General features: G+C 49.4%; 33 protein-coding genes. 2 read left to right on the forward strand and 31 right to left on the reverse strand.

Annotation, left to right across the window (positions count from 1 at the left end):
• Positions 1-6 precede the first annotated feature (6 nt).
• Complete coding sequence (locus P9L94_08175) at positions 7-2,112, forward strand: glycoside hydrolase family 57 protein (GenBank protein MDP8244040.1); 2,106 nt, start codon at positions 7-9, stop codon at positions 2,110-2,112.
• Positions 2,087-2,872 carry a hypothetical protein gene (locus tag P9L94_08180; protein MDP8244041.1) on the forward strand — a complete coding sequence of 262 codons (786 nt, stop codon included), beginning with the start codon at positions 2,087-2,089 and terminating at the stop codon, positions 2,870-2,872. The genes P9L94_08175 and P9L94_08180 overlap by 26 nt, the downstream gene beginning before the upstream one ends.
• A gap of 37 nt (positions 2,873-2,909) precedes the next feature.
• Here the strand turns inward: P9L94_08180 and rplQ are convergent, their stop codons facing one another.
• The 31 genes from rplQ to tuf form a co-directional block, all read right to left on the reverse strand.
• On the reverse strand, positions 2,910-3,290 hold the full coding sequence (gene rplQ, locus P9L94_08185) for a 50S ribosomal protein L17 (protein ID MDP8244042.1): 381 nt from the start codon (positions 3,288-3,290) through the stop codon (positions 2,910-2,912).
• 34 nt (positions 3,291-3,324) lie between these two features.
• A complete protein-coding gene (locus P9L94_08190; protein ID MDP8244043.1) occupies positions 3,325-4,413 on the reverse strand; it encodes a DNA-directed RNA polymerase subunit alpha in 1,089 nt (362 codons plus the stop codon).
• Between the two features lie 98 nt (positions 4,414-4,511).
• Positions 4,512-5,141, reverse strand: coding sequence for a 30S ribosomal protein S4 (gene rpsD, locus P9L94_08195; protein MDP8244044.1), 630 nt, complete (start codon positions 5,139-5,141; stop codon positions 4,512-4,514).
• Between the two features lie 43 nt (positions 5,142-5,184).
• A complete protein-coding gene (rpsK, locus tag P9L94_08200; protein MDP8244045.1) occupies positions 5,185-5,580 on the reverse strand; it encodes a 30S ribosomal protein S11 in 396 nt (131 codons plus the stop codon).
• Between the two features lie 33 nt (positions 5,581-5,613).
• Complete coding sequence (gene rpsM / locus P9L94_08205; protein ID MDP8244046.1) at positions 5,614-5,985, reverse strand: 30S ribosomal protein S13; 372 nt, start codon at positions 5,983-5,985, stop codon at positions 5,614-5,616.
• 18 nt (positions 5,986-6,003) lie between these two features.
• The gene (rpmJ, locus tag P9L94_08210) at positions 6,004-6,117 is read right to left on the reverse strand and encodes a 50S ribosomal protein L36 (protein MDP8244047.1); all 114 of its coding nucleotides are present in this window, start codon (positions 6,115-6,117) and stop codon (positions 6,004-6,006) included.
• Between the two features lie 18 nt (positions 6,118-6,135).
• A complete protein-coding gene (gene infA, locus P9L94_08215; protein ID MDP8244048.1) occupies positions 6,136-6,354 on the reverse strand; it encodes a translation initiation factor IF-1 in 219 nt (72 codons plus the stop codon).
• 22 nt (positions 6,355-6,376) lie between these two features.
• Positions 6,377-7,186 (reverse strand): type I methionyl aminopeptidase, encoded by an 810-nt coding sequence (gene map / locus P9L94_08220; protein ID MDP8244049.1) that lies wholly within the window; start codon positions 7,184-7,186, stop codon positions 6,377-6,379.
• 149 nt (positions 7,187-7,335) lie between these two features.
• The gene (gene secY / locus P9L94_08225) at positions 7,336-8,694 is read right to left on the reverse strand and encodes a preprotein translocase subunit SecY (protein ID MDP8244050.1); all 1,359 of its coding nucleotides are present in this window, start codon (positions 8,692-8,694) and stop codon (positions 7,336-7,338) included.
• Between the two features lie 15 nt (positions 8,695-8,709).
• Entirely contained in the window at positions 8,710-9,162 is a 453-nt protein-coding gene (gene rplO, locus P9L94_08230) for a 50S ribosomal protein L15 (GenBank protein ID MDP8244051.1), read from the reverse strand.
• A gap of 40 nt (positions 9,163-9,202) precedes the next feature.
• A complete protein-coding gene (rpmD, locus tag P9L94_08235; GenBank protein ID MDP8244052.1) occupies positions 9,203-9,391 on the reverse strand; it encodes a 50S ribosomal protein L30 in 189 nt (62 codons plus the stop codon).
• Entirely contained in the window at positions 9,391-9,900 is a 510-nt protein-coding gene (rpsE, locus tag P9L94_08240; GenBank protein ID MDP8244053.1) for a 30S ribosomal protein S5, read from the reverse strand. Before rpsE ends, rpmD begins: the two co-directional genes overlap by 1 nt.
• Positions 9,901-9,993: 93 nt before the next feature.
• On the reverse strand, positions 9,994-10,362 hold the full coding sequence (gene rplR / locus P9L94_08245; GenBank protein MDP8244054.1) for a 50S ribosomal protein L18: 369 nt from the start codon (positions 10,360-10,362) through the stop codon (positions 9,994-9,996).
• 20 nt (positions 10,363-10,382) lie between these two features.
• Positions 10,383-10,919, reverse strand: coding sequence for a 50S ribosomal protein L6 (gene rplF / locus P9L94_08250; GenBank protein MDP8244055.1), 537 nt, complete (start codon positions 10,917-10,919; stop codon positions 10,383-10,385).
• Between the two features lie 42 nt (positions 10,920-10,961).
• Complete coding sequence (gene rpsH, locus P9L94_08255; protein ID MDP8244056.1) at positions 10,962-11,357, reverse strand: 30S ribosomal protein S8; 396 nt, start codon at positions 11,355-11,357, stop codon at positions 10,962-10,964.
• 33 nt (positions 11,358-11,390) lie between these two features.
• Positions 11,391-11,576, reverse strand: coding sequence for a type Z 30S ribosomal protein S14 (locus P9L94_08260; protein MDP8244057.1), 186 nt, complete (start codon positions 11,574-11,576; stop codon positions 11,391-11,393).
• Between the two features lie 11 nt (positions 11,577-11,587).
• The gene (gene rplE, locus P9L94_08265) at positions 11,588-12,190 is read right to left on the reverse strand and encodes a 50S ribosomal protein L5 (GenBank protein ID MDP8244058.1); all 603 of its coding nucleotides are present in this window, start codon (positions 12,188-12,190) and stop codon (positions 11,588-11,590) included.
• Positions 12,191-12,202: 12 nt separating this feature from the next.
• Positions 12,203-12,433 carry a 50S ribosomal protein L24 gene (locus P9L94_08270; protein ID MDP8244059.1) on the reverse strand — a complete coding sequence of 77 codons (231 nt, stop codon included), beginning with the start codon at positions 12,431-12,433 and terminating at the stop codon, positions 12,203-12,205.
• On the reverse strand, positions 12,433-12,801 hold the full coding sequence (gene rplN, locus P9L94_08275) for a 50S ribosomal protein L14 (protein ID MDP8244060.1): 369 nt from the start codon (positions 12,799-12,801) through the stop codon (positions 12,433-12,435). The genes P9L94_08270 and rplN overlap by 1 nt, the downstream gene beginning before the upstream one ends.
• A gap of 18 nt (positions 12,802-12,819) precedes the next feature.
• Positions 12,820-13,089, reverse strand: coding sequence for a 30S ribosomal protein S17 (gene rpsQ, locus P9L94_08280; protein MDP8244061.1), 270 nt, complete (start codon positions 13,087-13,089; stop codon positions 12,820-12,822).
• A complete protein-coding gene (rpmC, locus tag P9L94_08285; protein ID MDP8244062.1) occupies positions 13,086-13,301 on the reverse strand; it encodes a 50S ribosomal protein L29 in 216 nt (71 codons plus the stop codon). The genes rpsQ and rpmC overlap by 4 nt, the downstream gene beginning before the upstream one ends.
• An 11-nt stretch (positions 13,302-13,312) precedes the next feature.
• The gene (gene rplP, locus P9L94_08290) at positions 13,313-13,729 is read right to left on the reverse strand and encodes a 50S ribosomal protein L16 (GenBank protein MDP8244063.1); all 417 of its coding nucleotides are present in this window, start codon (positions 13,727-13,729) and stop codon (positions 13,313-13,315) included.
• A 1-nt stretch (position 13,730) separates the two neighbouring features.
• Positions 13,731-14,402 carry a 30S ribosomal protein S3 gene (rpsC, locus tag P9L94_08295; protein MDP8244064.1) on the reverse strand — a complete coding sequence of 224 codons (672 nt, stop codon included), beginning with the start codon at positions 14,400-14,402 and terminating at the stop codon, positions 13,731-13,733.
• 18 nt (positions 14,403-14,420) lie between these two features.
• Entirely contained in the window at positions 14,421-14,768 is a 348-nt protein-coding gene (gene rplV, locus P9L94_08300; GenBank protein ID MDP8244065.1) for a 50S ribosomal protein L22, read from the reverse strand.
• Positions 14,769-14,786: 18 nt separating this feature from the next.
• On the reverse strand, positions 14,787-15,071 hold the full coding sequence (gene rpsS, locus P9L94_08305) for a 30S ribosomal protein S19 (GenBank protein MDP8244066.1): 285 nt from the start codon (positions 15,069-15,071) through the stop codon (positions 14,787-14,789).
• Between the two features lie 17 nt (positions 15,072-15,088).
• On the reverse strand, positions 15,089-15,916 hold the full coding sequence (gene rplB / locus P9L94_08310; protein MDP8244067.1) for a 50S ribosomal protein L2: 828 nt from the start codon (positions 15,914-15,916) through the stop codon (positions 15,089-15,091).
• 32 nt (positions 15,917-15,948) lie between these two features.
• On the reverse strand, positions 15,949-16,233 hold the full coding sequence (rplW, locus tag P9L94_08315) for a 50S ribosomal protein L23 (protein ID MDP8244068.1): 285 nt from the start codon (positions 16,231-16,233) through the stop codon (positions 15,949-15,951).
• Positions 16,230-16,874: a 50S ribosomal protein L4 gene (gene rplD, locus P9L94_08320; protein MDP8244069.1), complete on the reverse strand. Its 645-nt coding sequence runs from the start codon at positions 16,872-16,874 to the stop codon at positions 16,230-16,232. Before rplD ends, rplW begins: the two co-directional genes overlap by 4 nt.
• Positions 16,875-16,905: 31 nt before the next feature.
• Positions 16,906-17,547, reverse strand: coding sequence for a 50S ribosomal protein L3 (rplC, locus tag P9L94_08325; protein MDP8244070.1), 642 nt, complete (start codon positions 17,545-17,547; stop codon positions 16,906-16,908).
• Between the two features lie 19 nt (positions 17,548-17,566).
• Entirely contained in the window at positions 17,567-17,884 is a 318-nt protein-coding gene (gene rpsJ / locus P9L94_08330) for a 30S ribosomal protein S10 (GenBank protein ID MDP8244071.1), read from the reverse strand.
• Between the two features lie 35 nt (positions 17,885-17,919).
• Positions 17,920-18,046, reverse strand: a 127-nt coding sequence (gene tuf, locus P9L94_08335; GenBank protein MDP8244072.1) for an elongation factor Tu, incomplete at its 5' end; no start/stop codon positions are given.

Raw genomic sequence — 18,046 nt, forward strand, 5'->3', positions numbered from 1 at the left:
AAACCCATGTCTCAACATCAACCCATATTTCTTCATATTTTCTGGCACCAACACCAACCATGGTACATCGGCCCGGACTCGAATATCGCCTGGATGCCCTGGGTGAGAATGCACGGAGTCAAAGATTATTATGACATGGCGTGGCTCTGCCAACGCTTTGATGGTTGGAAACAAACAATCAATCTTGTCCCCTCGTTGTTGGAGCAACTCAGCGGTCTTTGCAGCGGCGAGTATTCCGACACAGCGCTCGAGCTAAGCCGAAAGCCCGCCGCAGAGTTAACGCGCGATGAAAAACGGGCCATTATTGAACGTTTCTTTGACGCTCATGCGCCGCGCATGGTTGATCCCTACCCGCGCTATGCGGAACTCAATCATAAACGATGCGGTGAAATTGAAGACGCCATCGACCGCTATACCACGCAAGATTATCTTGATCTGCAAGTCTGGTTTAATCTCACCTGGCTTGACCCCATTTGGAAAGAAGACCCCGATGAAATTGCGCCCGCATTAATTAACAAAGGACGCGACTTCACCGAGAGCGATAAATCTCAATTACTCGACCTGCATTTTAAAATTTTAAAACAGATCATACCAATCCATCGGCGCTTAACGGAAAACGGCGGGCTGGAAACCACGACGACGCCGCACTTTCACCCGATACTTCCACTCTTGTGCGATAGCGACATCGCCCGTGTTTCAAACCCATTTGACCCGGTTCCCTCTCCTGCGTTTCGGTCTCCAGAAGATGCGCAGCGCCATATTCAAGGCGGTCTCGATTATTTTGAACGCGTCATGGGGTTTCGTCCCAAAGGCATGTGGCCTTCAGAGGGTTCGGTTTCAGACCAGGCCTGTGCGCTTATGGCCGGCGAAGGGATCAATTATTTTGCCACCGATGAAGCCGTACTGTTCCGTTCGTCTCCCGCGAACGGCGGGGAGTTGACCCGGGACGACTTGTTCCGTCTACATAGACTCGAAACGCCGAACGGCGAACTCGACTGCATCTTCCGCGATCATGGTTTGTCGGACATGATCGGCTTCGTCAATCAAACGCAAGACGGAAAACACGCCGCCAAAAATTTAATCAAACAACTACATAATATCGGCTCAAACTGGAACCATCCCGAACCGCCGTTGATTAATATTATTCTTGACGGTGAAAATTGTTGGGAATATTACCCGCGAGACGGCCATGATTTTCTGCAATATTTCATCGAAGGCGTGTTGAACGATTCTCGCATTATTCCAACGACCGTACCTGATTATCGAGAAATTTATCCAGCAGAAACAACGCTGAAATCAATTTTCCCCGGTTCGTGGATCAACCAAAACTTCCGAATTTGGATCGGCCATGAAGAAGACAATTTGGGCTGGTCGCTCATGCGGGATGCGCGCGCAGAACTGGTAAAAAAAGAACCCTCGCTTGATGAAGAAACCAAACGCGCGGCTTGGCGTCAACTCGATATCTGTGAAGGAAGCGATTGGTTTTGGTGGTATGGCGATGAAAACCAAACATCGCTCGACTTTATTTTTGACCAGTTGTTCCGAAGCCACTTAGCCCATTTATACCAACTGCTGGAACTTGATCCGCCTAATGAATTACGTCATCCAATCAAGAAGGGACATCACCTTGTCCATTCCAGCGGCGGCGGCATGTTGCGGCAGGCGCCAAACATCAGCGCTGACGGCGGCTATTTCGAATGGGCGGGCGCGCGTTATGCTCCCGCATCCAGCGGCGGGGCCATGCACCAAGCGGACGCAATCGACGGCGAAGTTTTATATGGCCGCTGCCAATCATCACTTTGCATCCGGGTCGATTTCAATTCAGATAAACCGCTCCATGACGACTCAAAAATCTATCTAAAAATCAGCCAGCCCGTTGAAGTTAAAATTGCGCTCAGTGAACCAAACAACGCGATTCAACTGGATCTGCGTGACCGACGATTACAAGCAATCGTTGATTTAAGCAACTGGGATATTGAAACCAAAGACGAAACTTGGTTTTGTCTGGTAATTGAACAACAAGGAAAACTGGATGTTTCCATCCCACAAGACGGCGAATTGCAAATTCAAGGAGTTGATAATCCGAATGACAGCCTGCTCTGGTTTCTCTAAATACATCACGCTTTTGTTCATGCTTTTGTTGTTGGCGGTTCCCGCATTCGCACTTGAAAAAACGGACCGCAGCCCGCGTTCGATTTTGGAGTCTATCGCAAAAACCTGGGAAGACATTCAGGATTTCCAATGCGTCTTCCAACAAATAGAACAGCAACCCAATGGTGAGACCAAGCGCTTTTGGGTTCACGCAAAAGTGGTGCAAGAACACGAGTCCGGCGGACAACGCAACGGCACTTTGCGGCTCGATTTTTATGAAGACGACATCCCCGTTTCAGCGCTTGCCGGGCCTGCAGTTCCAGCCACCCCCGTGGTGACCTATTACGCCAGCCCCCAGAAAATTTTATATACCTATAAGCCCAAAGCCAATACGCTGACCCGGGAGTGGTTGGACGACAGCGGGCCGTTACCGGAATTTTTGAAATTGGCGGGCCTTGCGCAATTTGATATGGACGAATTACAAGATAAGGTGTTCGTCAACAAAGATGTCTATGAAGAAGTTGTTGACGAAGTCTCATGCTATCGTCTTCACTTCTTTCCAAAGCCGGAACACAAAAGCATGGAACCGGATCGACTCTTATGGGTAAATCGGGAAAACTACTTACCGAAGCGTTTTGAAGTGGCGGGAGATTGGAAACTTTCCATTCAATTCAAAGACATGATATTAAACCAAGGCTTGCGCCCGCAAGAATTGATGCCGAACATTCCACGTAATGTCAAAGATTACGATTTGCGTAAAAACAAAACGCGCGGCGAATAGCCGCGCGTTACAAGTCGAGTTTGTTAAAACCGGTTGCTTAATCTTCGTCTTCCGCTTCAGGATCATAACCCACAAATTGAATATAGGCCATTTGGGCGCCGTCGTTTGCGCGCGGCCCGATTTTAAGAATCTGGGTATAACCACCAGGACGTTCTGAAAATTCAGGAGCAACGTCTGTGAACAGTTTTTTGATAATGGTTTTATCTTGGATAAAACGGTTCACCATACGGCGCGCATGAACGGTGTCTGATTTAGCCGTTGTAATCAATTTTTCAACGACTGTCCGCAATTCCTTGCACTTCGGCAAAGTGGTTTTAATGCGACCATAACGGATCAACGAAGCCGCCTGATTTGACAGCATCGCACTACGATGCGCGGCGGTACGTCCGAGTTTTCTGCCTTTCCACTTATGAATCATGAGTTCATGCGCTCCTTGCAGCGGCGATTAAATTTTAGTTTACGTCTTCTTCTGTTGCGAGGCTCTCTTCGGGTTCGAGATCCGCGTCGTCTTCATCATCAATGTCATCACCCAGCATCGCTGGAATCTGCGTATCCGTTGCGATTGCGTCTGAATTAAGAGCAGAAACATCCATTCCTAAGTAAAGACCCAATTTAGTGAGAACATCCTTGATTTCATTCAAGGATTTCTTACCGAAGTTGCGGTATTTCAACATTTCGCTTTCGGTTTTGCTTACAAGCACACCCACCGATTTGATGTTTGCGGCTTTTAAGCAATTGTAAGCGCGAACTGAAAGCTCTAACTCTTCTACGCCTTTGAGAAGGTATGGATTCGCGGCTTCTTCTGGCGCTTCATCCGCCTCAAGCGGCAACTCATCCTCATCGGGGAAGTGAATGAAGAGGAACAAGTGGTCTTTAAGAATTTTTGCCCCGAATGCGATTGAATCTTGGGGATTCACAGTGCCGTCCGTCCAGATTTCCATAATCAAACGGTCATAGTCAGTGATGTCGCCAACGCGGGCGTTTTCAACGACGTATTTGACTCGTTCAATTGGAGTAAACACCGCATCCATCAAAATCGTATTCACGGGATATTGGTCAGCTGATTTACCTTGACGGTCTGCGGGAAGGTAACCGCGTCCAACGTCTATGTAGAGTTCCATTTCCAATTCGCCGTCTTTATCCAAGGTGGCGATATGGAGTTCGGGGTTTAGGATTTCAACATCAGGGTTGGCTTCAATGGCAGCCGCCTTGACTTCACCTTCACCCTTCGCAGTTAAGTACAATGTCACAGGCCCGTTACGGTGATTTCTTACGCGTAGGCCTTTGAGGTTAAGAATAATATCGGTGACATCTTCAACGACACCGGGGATATAGGACACTTCCTGAAGAACGCCAGTGATGCGAACCGCCTTAATCGCCGCGCCCTGAATAGAAGATAGCAATACGCGGCGAAGGGAGTTGCCCAGGGTGGTGCCGAACCCACGTTCCAGCGGTTCAACCACAAACTTGCCGTAGCGATCCGACAGGGTATCCTGGTCGATCACAACGCGGCCTGGTAAGACGACGGATTTAAACTTCATCGATCTTCTGCTCCCTTTCGCGCCCACTGTGGACGCTGTTTCCATTTTTCTGAGACATCAACGTCTCTGCGTTTCACCGAACCCGCATCTAAAAAGACTTATTTAGAATACAATTCGACGATCATCTGCTCTTTAACCGGCAGCGCAATCTCATCCACGGATGGAAGACGCGTCATTTCACCGGAAAAAGCCTTGTCATCACGTATCAACCACGGATAGGAGCCGGTGGATTTTCGTAGTTGCAACGATTCCAACACAGCGGGCATATCCCGACTGACTTCTTTGATCTCGATCTTGTGACCGACTTTGACCAAGAAAGAAGGAATATTTACGCGGATTCCATCCACAACGATGTGGTTGTGTCGAATCAACTGACGTGCTTGCGTTCGTGACGACGCGAAGCCCAAACGGTAAATCACGTTATCGAGACGACGCTCGAGAAGATGAAGCAGGTTCTCGCCGGTTACGCCCCGCATACGGGTCGCTTCTTGATAATAACGGCGGAACTGACGTTCCAAAACGCCATAAGAGCGCTTGGCTTTTTGTTTTTCACGCAACTGCAAGCCATAGTCTGAGCGCTTGCTGCCGCGGCGTTGACCGTGTTGGCCTGGAGGGTAATTTCTCCGGCTGACAGGGCATTTTGCGGACAAGCACTTCTTTCCTTTCAGAAAGAGTTTGATGCCTTCCGCACGGCAAAGTTTGCAAACAGGTCCAATGTAACGGGCCACTCGATTCCTCCTGTGATCCCAAATCGTTAATTCGTTTTAATAATCAGACACGACGTCGTTGGGGCGGACGGCAACCGTTGTGTGGAATCGGCGTTACGTCCTTAATCAATCGGATTTTTAACCCAGCGATTTGAAGTGCGCGAATGGCGGCTTCACGGCCGGAACCGGGGCCTTTGACGCGAACTTCAACTGACTCGAGTCCATGTTCTTTTGCACGGTCTGCGGCTTCTTGCGCCGTAATTTGTGCTGCATAGGGCGTACTTTTTCTTGAGCCTTTGAATCCGGTGTTGCCGGAGGTGGCCCATGAAATTGCGTTGCCTTCCATGTCAGTAATCGTGACAATGGTGTTATTGAACGTCGCCTGGATGTGAGCAATACCGCGCGGGACGTTCTTTTTAACTTTTTTCTTACCGCGACCGGCTCCTCGTCCTCGAGCCATAATTCAAACTCCTTTATTAACTTCTCAATTAAGTTATTTCTTCTTGTTAACGCCGATGGTGCGCTTGGGGCCTTTTCGCGTACGCGAATTGGTTCGCGTACGTTGACCGCGGCATGGCAAGCCGCGACGATGGCGCAAGCCGCGATAGCAGCCAATGTCCATCAGACGCTTGATGTTCATATTGATTTCCCGACGGAGGTCACCCTCGACGGTATAATCTTGTTGAATGACTCCAGTGATTCGACCGACTTCATCTTCTGTCAGGTCGCGTACGCGGGTGCTGAGATCCACAGCCGCTTTCTGAAGAATGATTTCGGATGTTGCCGGACCGATACCGAAGATATAGGTCAAACCGATCAAAACACGTTTATCACGGGGTAGGTCGACGCCGCTTATACGAGCCACTTTCGCTCCTCCTTCACCTTACCCTTGGCGCTGCTTATGGCGCGGATTTTTACAGATCACACGCACAACGCCTCGTCGGCGGATGACCTTGCAATGTTCACAAATGGGTTTTACAGATGCCTTTACTTTCATCACTTACTCCTAAACATCTCAAGCCTGTCGATATGTAATGCGTCCTCGGCTGAGATCGTACGGCGACAGCTCAACCGTTACGGTGTCTCCCGGCAGGATACGAATATAGTGCATACGCATTTTGCCGGAAATATGCGCAAGAACCTTATGACCGTTTTCTAATTCAACCCGAAACATCGCATTTGGCAATGTTTCGACGATTTTCCCTTTGACTTCGATTACGTTTTTTTTCGCCATCGTTAAACCACTAGACTCTTTCTTATGCCTGCGAGACTGGCGCTGTCTCTATTTCTGCATCCAAGTTCTCCGGGTATATACGCCCTACCGCAGAGGACAATACTTTAGGCCCGTCCGGCGTCACGGCAATCATATCTTCGACGTGAACTGACAGGCTTCGATCTTTGGTCACCACTGTCCAGCGGTCAGATAAAACTTGTACTTCCCAACCGCCTAAGTTAAACATCGGCTCAATGCAAATCACCATGCCAATTTTGATGCGAGGGCCAGACCCTGCTTTTCCATAATTTGGAATTTGAGGGTCTTCGTGCATCTCGCGTCCGACTGCGTGGCCAACGAAATCACGCACAACGCCGTAGCCGTACTTCCTGCCAATTGACTCGACTGTGTGCGAAATGTCGCCGACTCGTTTCCCTGCAACGACTTGCTTTCCTGCCTCCCGCAGCGAGTGATACGAACGCCGCAGCAACAGGTCGGCTTCTTCTGAAATCTTTCCGACCGGATAGGTTCGGGCAACGTCTCCGACAAAGCCCTGATAGTGAACGCCAATGTCCAAACTCAGAATGTCGCCATCTTTTAGTTTTCGATCCGACGGGAAGCCATGAACCACTTGTTCATTCACGGAAGCGCAAACTGAATAAGGAAAGCCTCGATACCCTTTAAAGGCGGGCCTAGCCCCTAAACCTTTAATTGTCTTCTCTGCAAACTGGTCAATCTCGATGGTTGGTATTCCCGGTTCGATCAAGCCATGAACCCGGTTGTGGACTTCGGATACCAAATCTGCGCTTTCTTGCAGTTTTTGGATTTCCAAAGGCGACTTTAAAGTAATCATTCTAACTCTTTGCTTTCAAAAAATATTGTTCTCTTTGAAAGCTATTTCAACCATCGAATCGTTTTGTTTCTTAACTGAGTAACCGTCTACTCAAAATGGCTCAAGCTTTCTATTATACCAAATCCTCTAATTCCTACAATCCCTGCAATTTACATACCGGAACGGCCTCGGACGCGTCCGCGCTTGCGGAAACCATCGTAGTTGCGAACTCGAAGATGGTTTTCAATCTGATTGACGGTATCTAACGCAACGCCAACCACGATTATGATTGATGTTCCGCCAAGCATATAGGCTACGCTACCAGGAATTTGGAGAAAACGCGCCATTAAATCTGGTAAAACTGCCACGCTGGCGAGAAACACAGCGCCCGCTAATGTGATTCGATTAAGGATTTTTGTTAGATATTCTTCGGTACGCTTTCCATGACTGTATCCAGGGATCGTAGAGCCGCTCTTTTGTAAATTCTCCGCGACATCTTTCGGGTTAAATGTAATCGCCGTGTAGAAGTAGCAGAAGAAGATAATGAGCGCAACATATAGAATTGAATACCAGAACGTGCCAGGCGTCATTAAAGTTTGAATCCAAAGAGCGCCGTCTAAAATCCAAGAGAAGCTTTCAGAATTTTGTAAAGGCGTTGCAAAGTTCACAAAGAACGATGGCAACATCAGAATGGCGGCTGCAAAAATGACTGGAATAACGCCTGCGGTGTTAATCCGTAAAGGTAAGTAGGCGTTTGCTTGCCCACCAAACATTCGCCCGCCGCGGACTTGGCGCCCGCGCTTAATTGGAACCCGCCGCTGTCCAAACTGAACAATCACAACCCCGGCTACAACGATGACAAACACGGCGAATGAAATCAACGCATCAAATGCCGTGAAACTAGAGTCGCCGATAGATAACAGCTGGGCTGCTTGACTAATTGCTGCTGGGAAAACGGCTACAATGTTCGCGAAGATAATCAGCGAGATGCCGTTGCCGATTCCCCGCTCCGTGATAAGTTCACCCATCCACATGATGACAATGACGCCAGCTGTCATAGAGAACATGCAAAGAATACGGAATATCCAGCCTGGATCATAAACAATCGGGCCCCAATAAGCAGCGTTTTCAAGCGAGAATGAAATCAAGAACGCTTGAAAGGCCGTGATGCCGACCGTCAGGTAGCGTGTGTACTGGTTAATTTTCTTTCGGCCTTCCTCGCCTTTTTTGGAAAGTTCTTCCAAGTAAGGTGAAGAAACCGTTAAAAGTTGAAGAATAATCGAAGCGCTAATGTAAGGCATAATGCCTAACGAGAAGATGGATGCTTGTGAGAAAGCGCCCCCGGCAAATAAATTGACCAAACTAAAGAGGTCGCCTCCGGAGCCCACCGAATCATTCAACACAAGCGGGTTGATTCCTGGAACCGGGACATATTTGCCGATTTGCAAAATCGCGAGAACCGCAAGCGTGAAGAATACGCGTTTGCGAAGATCGGGAATCCGAAAGATGTTATAAAAGGCGTCCATCATAATCGTTGCATTACCTTACTGAGCGTTTTCGCTCGTGCGCACGACCGCTTCGCCGCCCGCTTGGGCGATTTTCTCCATCGCGGATTTTGTGAAAGCATCCGCCTGGACGATCAACTTGGCTTTCAAGTCGCCGTCGCCGAGAATCTTAATCAAACGGTCGGTTTTTTTAATCAGACCCGCTTCTTTGAGCGCTTCTGCATTCACCGTTTGACCGTCGCTAAATTTAGCCAGACCTTCGATCTTGACTAATTGAAAGTGCTTTTTGTTCCGTGAGAAGAACCCACGTTTCGGAACCCGACGCTGTAACGGCATTTGACCGCCCTCAAACCAAGGACGACTTTTATAACCGGAACGCGACTTTTGACCGTTTTCACCACGACCAGCCGTTTTTCCGCTGCCGGAGCCAGGGCCGCGACCAACGCGTTTTCTTTTTTTACGGGGCGGCGTTTGAAGTTCACCGATAAACATAATGCAATACTCGCTTTCGAGCGTTTCTATCAGAAATAATTTATTCTTCGATTTCGCGAACGCTGACCATAAAATCAACGCAGCGGATCATGCCTCGAATTTGAGGCGAATCTTCATGAACAACTGTTTTGTTGGGCCGACTCAATCCAAGCGCCTTAATTGTGGCTTTGTGCTTAGGAACGCGGCTTGTGGTGCTACGAATTTGGGTGATTTCTAATTTCTTTGCCATTAGCCCAAAATCTCCTTCGGATCCTTGCCGCGCATTCTCGCGACGGTTTCAACGTCTTTCAGATCCTGGAGACCCTTAATTGTGGCTTTGGCGATGTTTAGGGCATTGTCGGTTCCCAGCGATTTTGCCAGGATGTCTTGGATGCCAGCGACTTCCAAAATTGCGCGAACCGCGCCTCCGGCGATGACGCCTGTACCACGCGCGGCGGGCTTTAATAGAACTTTCGCTGCGCTGAATTTTGTCAAAATTTCATGGGGGATGGTTTTTTGCACCATCGGCACCATAAACATTTCTTTTTTGGCGCGTTCAATTGATTTTCGGATCGCGTCCGCCACTTCAGGCGCTTTTCCGTAACCGAGGCCGACTTTGCCGTTTTCATTTCCGACCACCACCAAAGCGCTAAAGCTAAAGCGGCGACCACCTTTGACGACCTTATCGACGCGGTTCACATGAATGACGCGCTCTACAAAATCTTTATCTTTTTTTCCAGCCTCAAAAACTTTGACCATAATCAATTTCTCGCTTCCGCTGTTGTCGCGGTTTTAAAACCTATATTCGGTTGGGGCGCTTTTCGCATCAACTCGAATTGATTTATCGATTGTTTAGAATTTCAGTCCGCCTTCGCGAACTCCATCCGCCAACGCCTGGACGCGACCGTGGTAGAGGTAACCGCCGCGGTCAAAGACTGCGCTGGTTACGCCCTGCACTTCCAATTTCTTGGCAAGCAGCACACCAACTTTTCTGGCGGTCATACGCTTGTTGGTAATGGCTTCTTCTGATTCAACATTCGGTAATTCTTGAATCAAAGAAGAGGCGGCGGCGATAGTTTTTCCCGTGACGTCATCAATCGCCTGCACATAAATGTGTTTATGGCTACGAAAGATATTGAGTCTCGGACGTTCGGCGGTGCCGGAAATTTTTTTACGAACGCGCACTTGGCGGCGTTTGCGTGCACTGTGACGGTTCTTCATCGTTTCCTCTTCGAATCTGATTAAGCGTTCTTCTTACCGACTTTGCGGCGAATGTGTTCTTCTGCGTACTTCACGCCCTTGCCTTTATACGGTTCCGGCGGACGCATGGAGCGAACTTCAGCGGCGACTTGTCCCAAGACTTGCTTATTGTAACTTTTGAGAGTGACAACCGTATTCTTTTCAACTTCAGCCGTGACTTCTTTGGGCAACTGATAATCGATCGGGTGAGAGTATCCCAATTCTAGATTCAGAATGGTTCCCTTCACCGCTGCGCGATAACCAACGCCGTTGATTTCAAGCACCCGCGTAAAACCATCGGAAACGCCTATTACCATGTTGGCGATCAGCGCGCGAGTGGTTCCGTGCAGGGCGCGAACGGGGCCTTCATCATTGGGACGTTCAACCAACAATTCATTGTCATTTTGTTTGACAAGAATGGGTTCGGGCACATCCCATTTTAATTCGCCCTTTGGGCCTTTGACCGAGACTGCCTGGTCTTTGATTGTGACTTGGACGCCGCTCGGTACAGTTATGGGTAATCTACCAATTCGTGACATGTTTTCTTCTCGCGTTTTATCTTCCGCTTCGGCGAAATGGGCTTAGTATATGTTACAGAGAATTTCACCGCCGATGCCCTGGCGCCGCGCTTCTTTATCGGTCATCAACCCGCGTGGGGTTGAGATAATGCTAATTCCAAGGCCGCCAAGCACTCGGGGCAAATTGTCTTTGCCCGCATAGCGACGAATACTGGGACGGCTAACGCGATCTATTTTGGTGATGATGGATTCTTGTTTCTGTCCATACTTCAAATAGACGCGTAACATAGGTTTGCCGTCTTCTTCAACGACGCGGTAGTTACGAATATAGCCTTCCCGCTTCATGATTTCGACAATAGCGGTTTTCAGCTTGGAAGAAGGAATTTCTACCTTCTCTTTTCTCGCAGTATTTGCATTTCGTATCCGGGTCAGCAAATCCGCAATCGGGTCAGTCGACATCGATTTCGCTCCTTGTTTCCTCGAGTCCCTGGTCTACCAGCTCGATTTGGTCATGCCTGGAATATAACCCTGCAACGCCAGTTCACGTAAACAAACGCGGCAGAGATGAAATTTGCGGTGGTAGCCTCTAGGGCGGCCGCAGCGTTCGCAACGGTTGTATTCACGCACGGCGAACTTTTGGGGCCGTGATGCTTTGATCCGTAAACTTTTCTTCGCCATCAGTCTCTCCCTTAGTTAGTGCGGAACGGCATACCGTACTGTTTGAGCAACGCCAATGCTTCGTCATCCGTTTTGGCTGAAGTAACGATGCAAATGTCTAATCCTTGCACGCGGGGAATTGCGTCATAATGAATCTCAGGGAAGATCAATTGTTCTTGAACGCCCATTGAGTAGTTCCCGCGCCCGTCAAACGATTTCGCGGCCAAGCCGCGAAAGTCGCGAATACGGGGGATGCTGACGCTGACGAAGCGATCCAAAAAGTCCAACATGCGGTGGCGCCGAAGCGTCACGCACAAACCCAGGTTCATGCCTTCACGCAATTTAAAGTTGGAGATTGATTTTTTAGCTTTGGTGACCACCGGCTGTTGGCCTGCGATCAATGAAAGGTTGTCGCGCAATCCATCTAACAGTTTGGCGTCGCGCGCTGCTTCGCCCAGTCCCATATTGATTACGATTTTCTGCAATCGGGGGGCTTGCATGACATTCTTGTAGCCAAAGTCTTTCATCATCGCCGGCAGGATTCGTTCTTTGTAATCTTGAACGAGCCGCGAGCAATAATTCTCAGGCAATGGTGTGCCGTGATCGGCTTCTTTTTTTTTCTTCTTATCCGCCATGATTGTTTCCTATTACTTTACCAATCGAACGTTCGAGGCGTGAATCGGCCCTTCGGTTTCGATAATGCCGCCAGGCTGATTGGCTTGGGGGTTCGGTTTTTTGTGTTTTTTGCGCAAATTAATGCCTTGAACGTAAAGACGATTTTTGGATTTATCCACTTGCAAGACTTTACCGCTCTTGCCTTTATCGTCACCGCTGATCACTTCAACGGTTTCGCCTTTTTTGATCCGGATCCGAAACATTACAATACCTCCGGGGCGAGTGAGATAATCTTCATGTATTTCTTTTCACGCAGCTCACGGGCGACGGGCCCAAAGATACGGGTTCCAATCGGATCGCCGGCATCGTTAATAATCACCGCTGCATTGTTATCAAATTTAATGGTCGATCCATCAGCCCGGCGCACTTCTTTGTGCGTACGAACGATAACCGCTTTCACGACGGCCCCTTTTTTCACGTTTGAATCGGGGATCGCTTCTTTCACGCTGGCAACAACTATATCGCCCACGCTGGCGTAACGACGACGTGAACCACCCAGTACTTTGAAGCACATCAGGGATCGGGCGCCGGAGTTATCAGCCACAACTAATCGCGTATATTCCTGAATCACGATTGATTCTCCTAATTGTTAAACGATGACTGCTTCGCGTACGGTATCGATGTAACGCCACCGTTTGGTCTTGCTCAATGGTTTGGTTTCCATAATGCGTACGACATCGCCGATTTTGCAGGCGCCGTTTTCATCATGGACGGCAACATTTTTGCTGCGGCGAATGACTTTGCCGTAGTGTGGATGGCGAACATTCCGGTCGAGGCGAACCACGACGGTTTTCTCCATCTTGGTACTGACGACAACGCCTTCGCGCACTTTGCGCCGCGTTTCTCTTGTTTCACTCATGATACGGTCTCCGCTTCACGCGTTTTCTCACCGCGGACGGTTTCAGCGCGAGCAATATCTTTTCTTGTTTCTTTCAATTCGTTTGTATTCGTCAGCTGGTTGGAATGCAGTTGCATTCTCAAGTTAAACATCTGCTTCTTCATTTCGAAGATGCGGTTGTCTAAATCTTCCAGCGATAGAGACCGAAAATCGTCGGCGTTGGTACCCTTCATGACGTCTTCCTCTAGGCCGACTCGTCCCGCGATGTAAAGCGGACCTTGAGCGGCAGTTTATGCCCCGCGAGCCGAAATGCTTCACGGGCGATTTCTTCCGTTACCCCGCCAAGTTCAAAAATGACGTGGCCTGGCTTGACGACGGCGACATGTTTTTCCGGCGCGCCTTTACCGCTTCCCATGCGGGTTTCGGCGGGCTTCGCCGTCACGGGTTTGTGGGGGAATAAACGGATCCACAATTTTCCGCGACGTTTCATGTGGCGCGTGATCGCAATACGAGCGGCCTCAATTTGACGTGAAGTGACCCACCCGCCGGTCATGGCTTTCATGCCATAGTCGCCGAAGTTGATACTGACTCCCCGACAAGCGATGCCGCGTCGGTTGCCGCGATGAACGCGGCGAAATTTTTCACGAGATGGCATTAACATTTTAAGACGCCGCCTCCTGCGTGGTTTCTTTCACTTGCTCGCTGATACGCAATGTCAGCTCGCCTTTAAAAATCCAAACCTTGACGCCGATGCGTCCATAGGTGGTTTTCGCTTCGGTAAAGCCGTAGTCAATGTCAGCGCGCAAGGTGTGAAGCGGTACGCGACCTTCGCGATACCATTCCTGCCGAGACATTTCCGAACCGCCCAAGCGACCTTTGACCGCCATCTTGGCGCCCAAAGCGCCTGCTTGCATGGTGGACTGCATGGTGCGCTTGAGTGCGCGGCGAAACGAGACGCGTCGTTGCAATTGGAGCGCGATGGCTTCGGCTTGCAGCTGTGCGTTGGTTTCCGGCTGTTTAATTTCTTTAATATTGATATGAATCTGACGTTCGGTCATATTGCTGAGCAATTTCTTCAACCGCTCAACTTCGACGCCCTTCCGGCCAATGATGATGCCCGGACGCGCTGCGTAAATGGTGATCCGCATACGCTGGGTGAAACGTTCGATTTCAATATCACTAATACCGGCGTGGAAAAGACGGTCTTTGATCGCCTTACGGATACGCAAATCTTCGTGTAACAGGTTTGCATAACCTTTTTCGGCGAACCAGCGTGATTTCCAGTTCTTGTAGATCCCTACCCGGAACCCGTATGGATGAACTTTTTGTCCCACAATCGTTCCTCGTTACGTCTAGCGTTTACGTCCGCTTCGTTTTGGTCCTAATTCCACTGTGATGTGACTCATGCGTTTCCGAATCCGCGTCGCCCGTCCCATTGGAGCAGGACGAAAGCGCTTTAGCATCCTTGCGCCATTCACTTGAACAGTTCGAACCATCAATTCTTCTGGATCAAACTCGGTGGAATCTTCAACATTCGCCGCTGCGGAGCGGATCAGTTTTAAAATTAAGCCAGCTGCTTTTTGCTTAGGCAAAAATTGTAAAACATTGACCGCTTCCGAATACGGCAACCCACGCACCGAATCCGCAACAAGGCGAAGTTTACGGCACGACATTCTGCAGTTGCGCAATGTGGCGCTCATACCCATCGCTCTGGACTCCTATTTAAGACGCATTACACGGGCTGTTTTGCCGCCGTGCGTTCTGAATGTTCTGGTCGGTGAAAATTCACCGAGCTTGTGGCCTACCATATTTTCTGTCAGATAGACCGGCACAAACTTCTTTCCGTTATAAACGGCGATGGTATGACCAACCATGTCAGGGACAACAACGCAGTCCCTTGACCAGGTGCGTACCACTCGTTTTTCTCCGCTTTGATTCAACGTATTGATGCGCTTGAGCAAGCGTTCATCAATATTGGGTCCTTTTTTCAGTGATCGTCCCATGACGATTTACTCCATTTTTAACGCTTTTTATTACGACGGCGTTCTAGAATCATGTTATCAGTACGTTTATTGCGGCGCGTCTTGTAACCCTTGGTGGGCTTGCCCCAAGGAGTACACGGGTGGCGCCCGCCTGCTGCTTTACCTTCACCACCACCGAGCGGGTGATCGACCGGGTTCATTGCAGTTCCGCGAACATGAGGCCTACGCCCCATCCAGCGGATCCGCCCTGCTTTACCCAATGTCACATTTTCATGGTCGGTGTTTGATGTTTGACCAATGGTGGCGCGACAATCTAAGTGAATGAGACGCACTTCACTGGAAGGCATTTTGATTCTGGCGTAGTCGCCTTCACGACCCATCAACTGGGCGTAAGTACCGGCGGACCGCGCCACGCAAGCGCCTTTACCAATTTTGAGTTCCATCGCGTGGATAAAGGTACCGTCAAGGATATTTCGTAACGGTAAGCAGTTACCGACTTTATGTGGCGCTTCCGTGCCCGACATTACAACATCGCCGACTTTGACGCCGTCTGGCGCGATGATGTAGCGTTTCTCGCCGTCGTTATAATTCAACAAGGCGATTCGAGCAGAACGGTTTGGATCATATTCGATCTGCGCCACTTTCGCAGGAATATTATCTTTCGTCCGTTTGAAATCAATCAGACGATATTTCTGCTTGCTGCCGCCGCCGCGGTGACGCACTGTGATGTGCCCATGATTATTGCGGCCCGCGTGTTTCTTTTTTGCTTCTGTCAGACTCTTCTCTGGTTTTGACCGGGTAACCTCATCAAAGGCAGACCCTGTCATGTACCGTCTGGAAGGAGTCGTTGGATTATATGATTTTATAGCCACGTTACCTTACTCCGCCTACCCCGCGCTTACGCGAATTCGATCGAATGTCCCGGCGCCAATTTAACGAGCGCCTTCTTAAATGCCCTAGTCTTGCCTTCGATGCCGCGGTAGCGATCTATGCGGCGCTTGGGGTGAACGCTAATGGTGCGAACAACCGCAACCTTTACGTTAAATGCCGTTTCCACAGCTTCTTTTATTTGTAATTTGTTGGCATCGGTGCGCACTTTAAAAGTATAAGTGTTTTCCGATTCCGACATTGCCGTCGAGCGTTCCGTAAACACGCTTTCTCTAATTACATCGTACGGATTCATTCAGCTGAACCTCCTTCACGGGAATACCGTTGCTGATACAGTTCAGCCGCCGCTTTGGTCAGCAGGACATAATCCGACTGGAAAATATCGAGCGGTGAACAAGACGACACCGGCAGCAGGGAGGTTTTGCTGATGTTGCGAACTGAAAGCAACGCATTGTCTTGAGGGTTGACGTCGATTAACAAGACGCGTCCTCCCACTTCAAATGCATTCAGCAACGCTGACGCCTGCTTTGTTTTCATGTCATTGAATTGCAAGTCCGTCAGTACAGACAACTTTCCACGAGTGTTTTGCAAGGAAAGACACTGGCGAAACGCCTCTTGCTTCATCTTGCGTGGAATCGACTGGCGGTACGAACGCGGCACCGGGCCAAATTGACGGGCGCCATGTCGTTGGTGAGGTCCAACCAAGGTACCTTGACGAGCGCGGCCTGTTCCCTTTTGACGGAAAGGCTTGCTCTTGGTACCATGCACCTCATTGCGGTTCTTGGTTTTGTGGTTTCCTTGCCGCTTATTCGCCTCATACGAGGTCAGAACCTGGTGCAAGAAGAACTCATTGACTTCGGTTGAAAATACCGAGTCGGCCAAGTCCACTTTTTCTTTCACTTTTTTGCTATGGTCGTATACGTCAAACGCAACCATGATAATATCTCTAGTCCGTAATTAGTTTTATTTACTTTTTTTTTGCAGATGTCTTCGATGTTTGTCTGACAAAAACGATTCCGCCCTCAGGTCCTGGCACACCACCTTTGATGTACATGATCCCGTTTTCGGTATCGATTTGAACCACTTTAACGTTCTGTATTGTTACTTGCTCAGCGCCCATGTGACCCGGCAACGCTTTGCCTTTAAAGATACGATGCTGCCCCGTACCCGCTGCAATTGCGCCGATGCGGCGGTGGAACATTGAACCGTGCGTCTTACGTCCGCCGTGCCAATTGTGACGGCGCATACCGCCCTGAAATCCTCGGCCTTTTGAAACGCCGACCACATCAACAATGTCGCCTTCATCAAAGGTCGCGCCTTCAATGTTTTGGCCTACTTCAAAACCTTCCGTCGAATCTACGCGAACTTCCTGCAAGATTCGATGCGGTTCCAAACCGGCTTTTTTGAAGTGCCCAATCGCTGCTTGCGTTTGGTTCTTTTCCTTAACAGGCAAGAAGGCAATTTGCAAAGCATTGTAACCGTCCGTCTCTTCTGTCTTGATCTGGACAATCGGGCATGGCCCTACTTCAAGCGCCGTCAACGGCGTCATACTGCCGTCTTCGTTAAACTTTTGCGTCATCCGCAATTTGCGTCCAATAATGGCTTTCATCGTTTCGATTCCGTTACGTCTACAGTTTGATTTCTACATGGACGCCAGCGGGAAGTTCCAACTGTGTTAATGCATCCATCGTTTTTGGGCTCCAGTCGATGATGTCCACCAACCGCTTGTGCGCGCGCATTTCAAACTGTTCACGCGATTTTTTGTTTACGTGCGGCGAGCGCAGCACGGTGTATTTTGAAATTCGGGTCGGAAGAGGAATCGGGCCGATGATCTTGGCGCCGGTTCGCTTTGCCGTATCGACGATCTCTCGGGTTGATTGATCCAGCAACCGGAAATCATAAGCTTTTAGACGAATTCGTATTGTATTTGGAACTTCTGCCGCCATGTTAGGCTCCACTCATTTCGAACTCTGTGTTCGGTTTATTCAATGATTTTATCAACGACGCCGGCGCCGACGGTGCGGCCGCCTTCGCGAATGGCGAAGCGCAGTTCCTGCTCCATCGCGATCGACTGATGCAATTCCGCTTCCATGACCACGTTGTCGCCC

Source organism: Candidatus Hinthialibacter antarcticus (genome assembly GCA_030765645.1).
Lineage (GTDB): Bacteria > Hinthialibacterota > Hinthialibacteria > Hinthialibacterales > Hinthialibacteraceae > Hinthialibacter > Hinthialibacter antarcticus.

Excerpts from the sequence above, each read along its gene's own strand:
- P9L94_08190 (MDP8244043.1), bottom strand. The coding sequence starts at position 4,413 with ATGAAGTTTAAATCCGTCGTCTTACCAGGCCGCGTTGTGATCGACCAG.
- rplC (MDP8244070.1), bottom strand. The coding sequence starts at position 17,547 with ATGAAAGCCATTATTGGACGCAAATTGCGGATGACGCAAAAGTTTAAC.
- rpsE (MDP8244053.1), bottom strand. The coding sequence starts at position 9,900 with ATGGTCAAAGTTTTTGAGGCTGGAAAAAAAGATAAAGATTTTGTAGAG.
- rpsK (MDP8244045.1), bottom strand. The coding sequence starts at position 5,580 with ATGGCTCGAGGACGAGGAGCCGGTCGCGGTAAGAAAAAAGTTAAAAAG.
- rplW (MDP8244068.1), bottom strand. The coding sequence starts at position 16,233 with ATGAATCCGTACGATGTAATTAGAGAAAGCGTGTTTACGGAACGCTCG.
- rplP (MDP8244063.1), bottom strand. The coding sequence starts at position 13,729 with ATGTTAATGCCATCTCGTGAAAAATTTCGCCGCGTTCATCGCGGCAAC.
- rpsQ (MDP8244061.1), bottom strand. The coding sequence starts at position 13,089 with ATGAGTGAAACAAGAGAAACGCGGCGCAAAGTGCGCGAAGGCGTTGTC.
- rpmJ (MDP8244047.1), bottom strand. The coding sequence starts at position 6,117 with ATGAAAGTAAAGGCATCTGTAAAACCCATTTGTGAACATTGCAAGGTC.
- rplO (MDP8244051.1), bottom strand. The coding sequence starts at position 9,162 with ATGTTTATCGGTGAACTTCAAACGCCGCCCCGTAAAAAAAGAAAACGC.
- rplE (MDP8244058.1), bottom strand. The coding sequence starts at position 12,190 with ATGGCGGATAAGAAGAAAAAAAAAGAAGCCGATCACGGCACACCATTG.
- rplQ (MDP8244042.1), bottom strand. The coding sequence starts at position 3,290 with ATGATTCATAAGTGGAAAGGCAGAAAACTCGGACGTACCGCCGCGCAT.
- P9L94_08260 (MDP8244057.1), bottom strand. The coding sequence starts at position 11,576 with ATGGCGAAGAAAAGTTTACGGATCAAAGCATCACGGCCCCAAAAGTTC.
- rplF (MDP8244055.1), bottom strand. The coding sequence starts at position 10,919 with ATGTCACGAATTGGTAGATTACCCATAACTGTACCGAGCGGCGTCCAA.
- rpmC (MDP8244062.1), bottom strand. The coding sequence starts at position 13,301 with ATGAAGGGTACCAACGCCGACGATTTTCGGTCTCTATCGCTGGAAGAT.
- rplR (MDP8244054.1), bottom strand. The coding sequence starts at position 10,362 with ATGAAGAACCGTCACAGTGCACGCAAACGCCGCCAAGTGCGCGTTCGT.
- rpsH (MDP8244056.1), bottom strand. The coding sequence starts at position 11,357 with ATGTCGACTGACCCGATTGCGGATTTGCTGACCCGGATACGAAATGCA.
- rplV (MDP8244065.1), bottom strand. The coding sequence starts at position 14,768 with ATGAGCGCCACATTGCGCAACTGCAGAATGTCGTGCCGTAAACTTCGC.
- rpsS (MDP8244066.1), bottom strand. The coding sequence starts at position 15,071 with ATGGGACGATCACTGAAAAAAGGACCCAATATTGATGAACGCTTGCTC.
- P9L94_08175 (MDP8244040.1), top strand. The coding sequence starts at position 7 with ATGTCTCAACATCAACCCATATTTCTTCATATTTTCTGGCACCAACAC.
- map (MDP8244049.1), bottom strand. The coding sequence starts at position 7,186 with ATGATTACTTTAAAGTCGCCTTTGGAAATCCAAAAACTGCAAGAAAGC.
- rpmD (MDP8244052.1), bottom strand. The coding sequence starts at position 9,391 with ATGGCAAAGAAATTAGAAATCACCCAAATTCGTAGCACCACAAGCCGC.
- rplD (MDP8244069.1), bottom strand. The coding sequence starts at position 16,874 with ATGGTTGCGTTTGACGTATACGACCATAGCAAAAAAGTGAAAGAAAAA.
- P9L94_08270 (MDP8244059.1), bottom strand. The coding sequence starts at position 12,433 with ATGTTTCGGATCCGGATCAAAAAAGGCGAAACCGTTGAAGTGATCAGC.
- infA (MDP8244048.1), bottom strand. The coding sequence starts at position 6,354 with ATGGCGAAAAAAAACGTAATCGAAGTCAAAGGGAAAATCGTCGAAACA.
- P9L94_08180 (MDP8244041.1), top strand. The coding sequence starts at position 2,087 with ATGACAGCCTGCTCTGGTTTCTCTAAATACATCACGCTTTTGTTCATG.
- rpsJ (MDP8244071.1), bottom strand. The coding sequence starts at position 17,884 with ATGGCGGCAGAAGTTCCAAATACAATACGAATTCGTCTAAAAGCTTAT.
- secY (MDP8244050.1), bottom strand. The coding sequence starts at position 8,694 with ATGATGGACGCCTTTTATAACATCTTTCGGATTCCCGATCTTCGCAAA.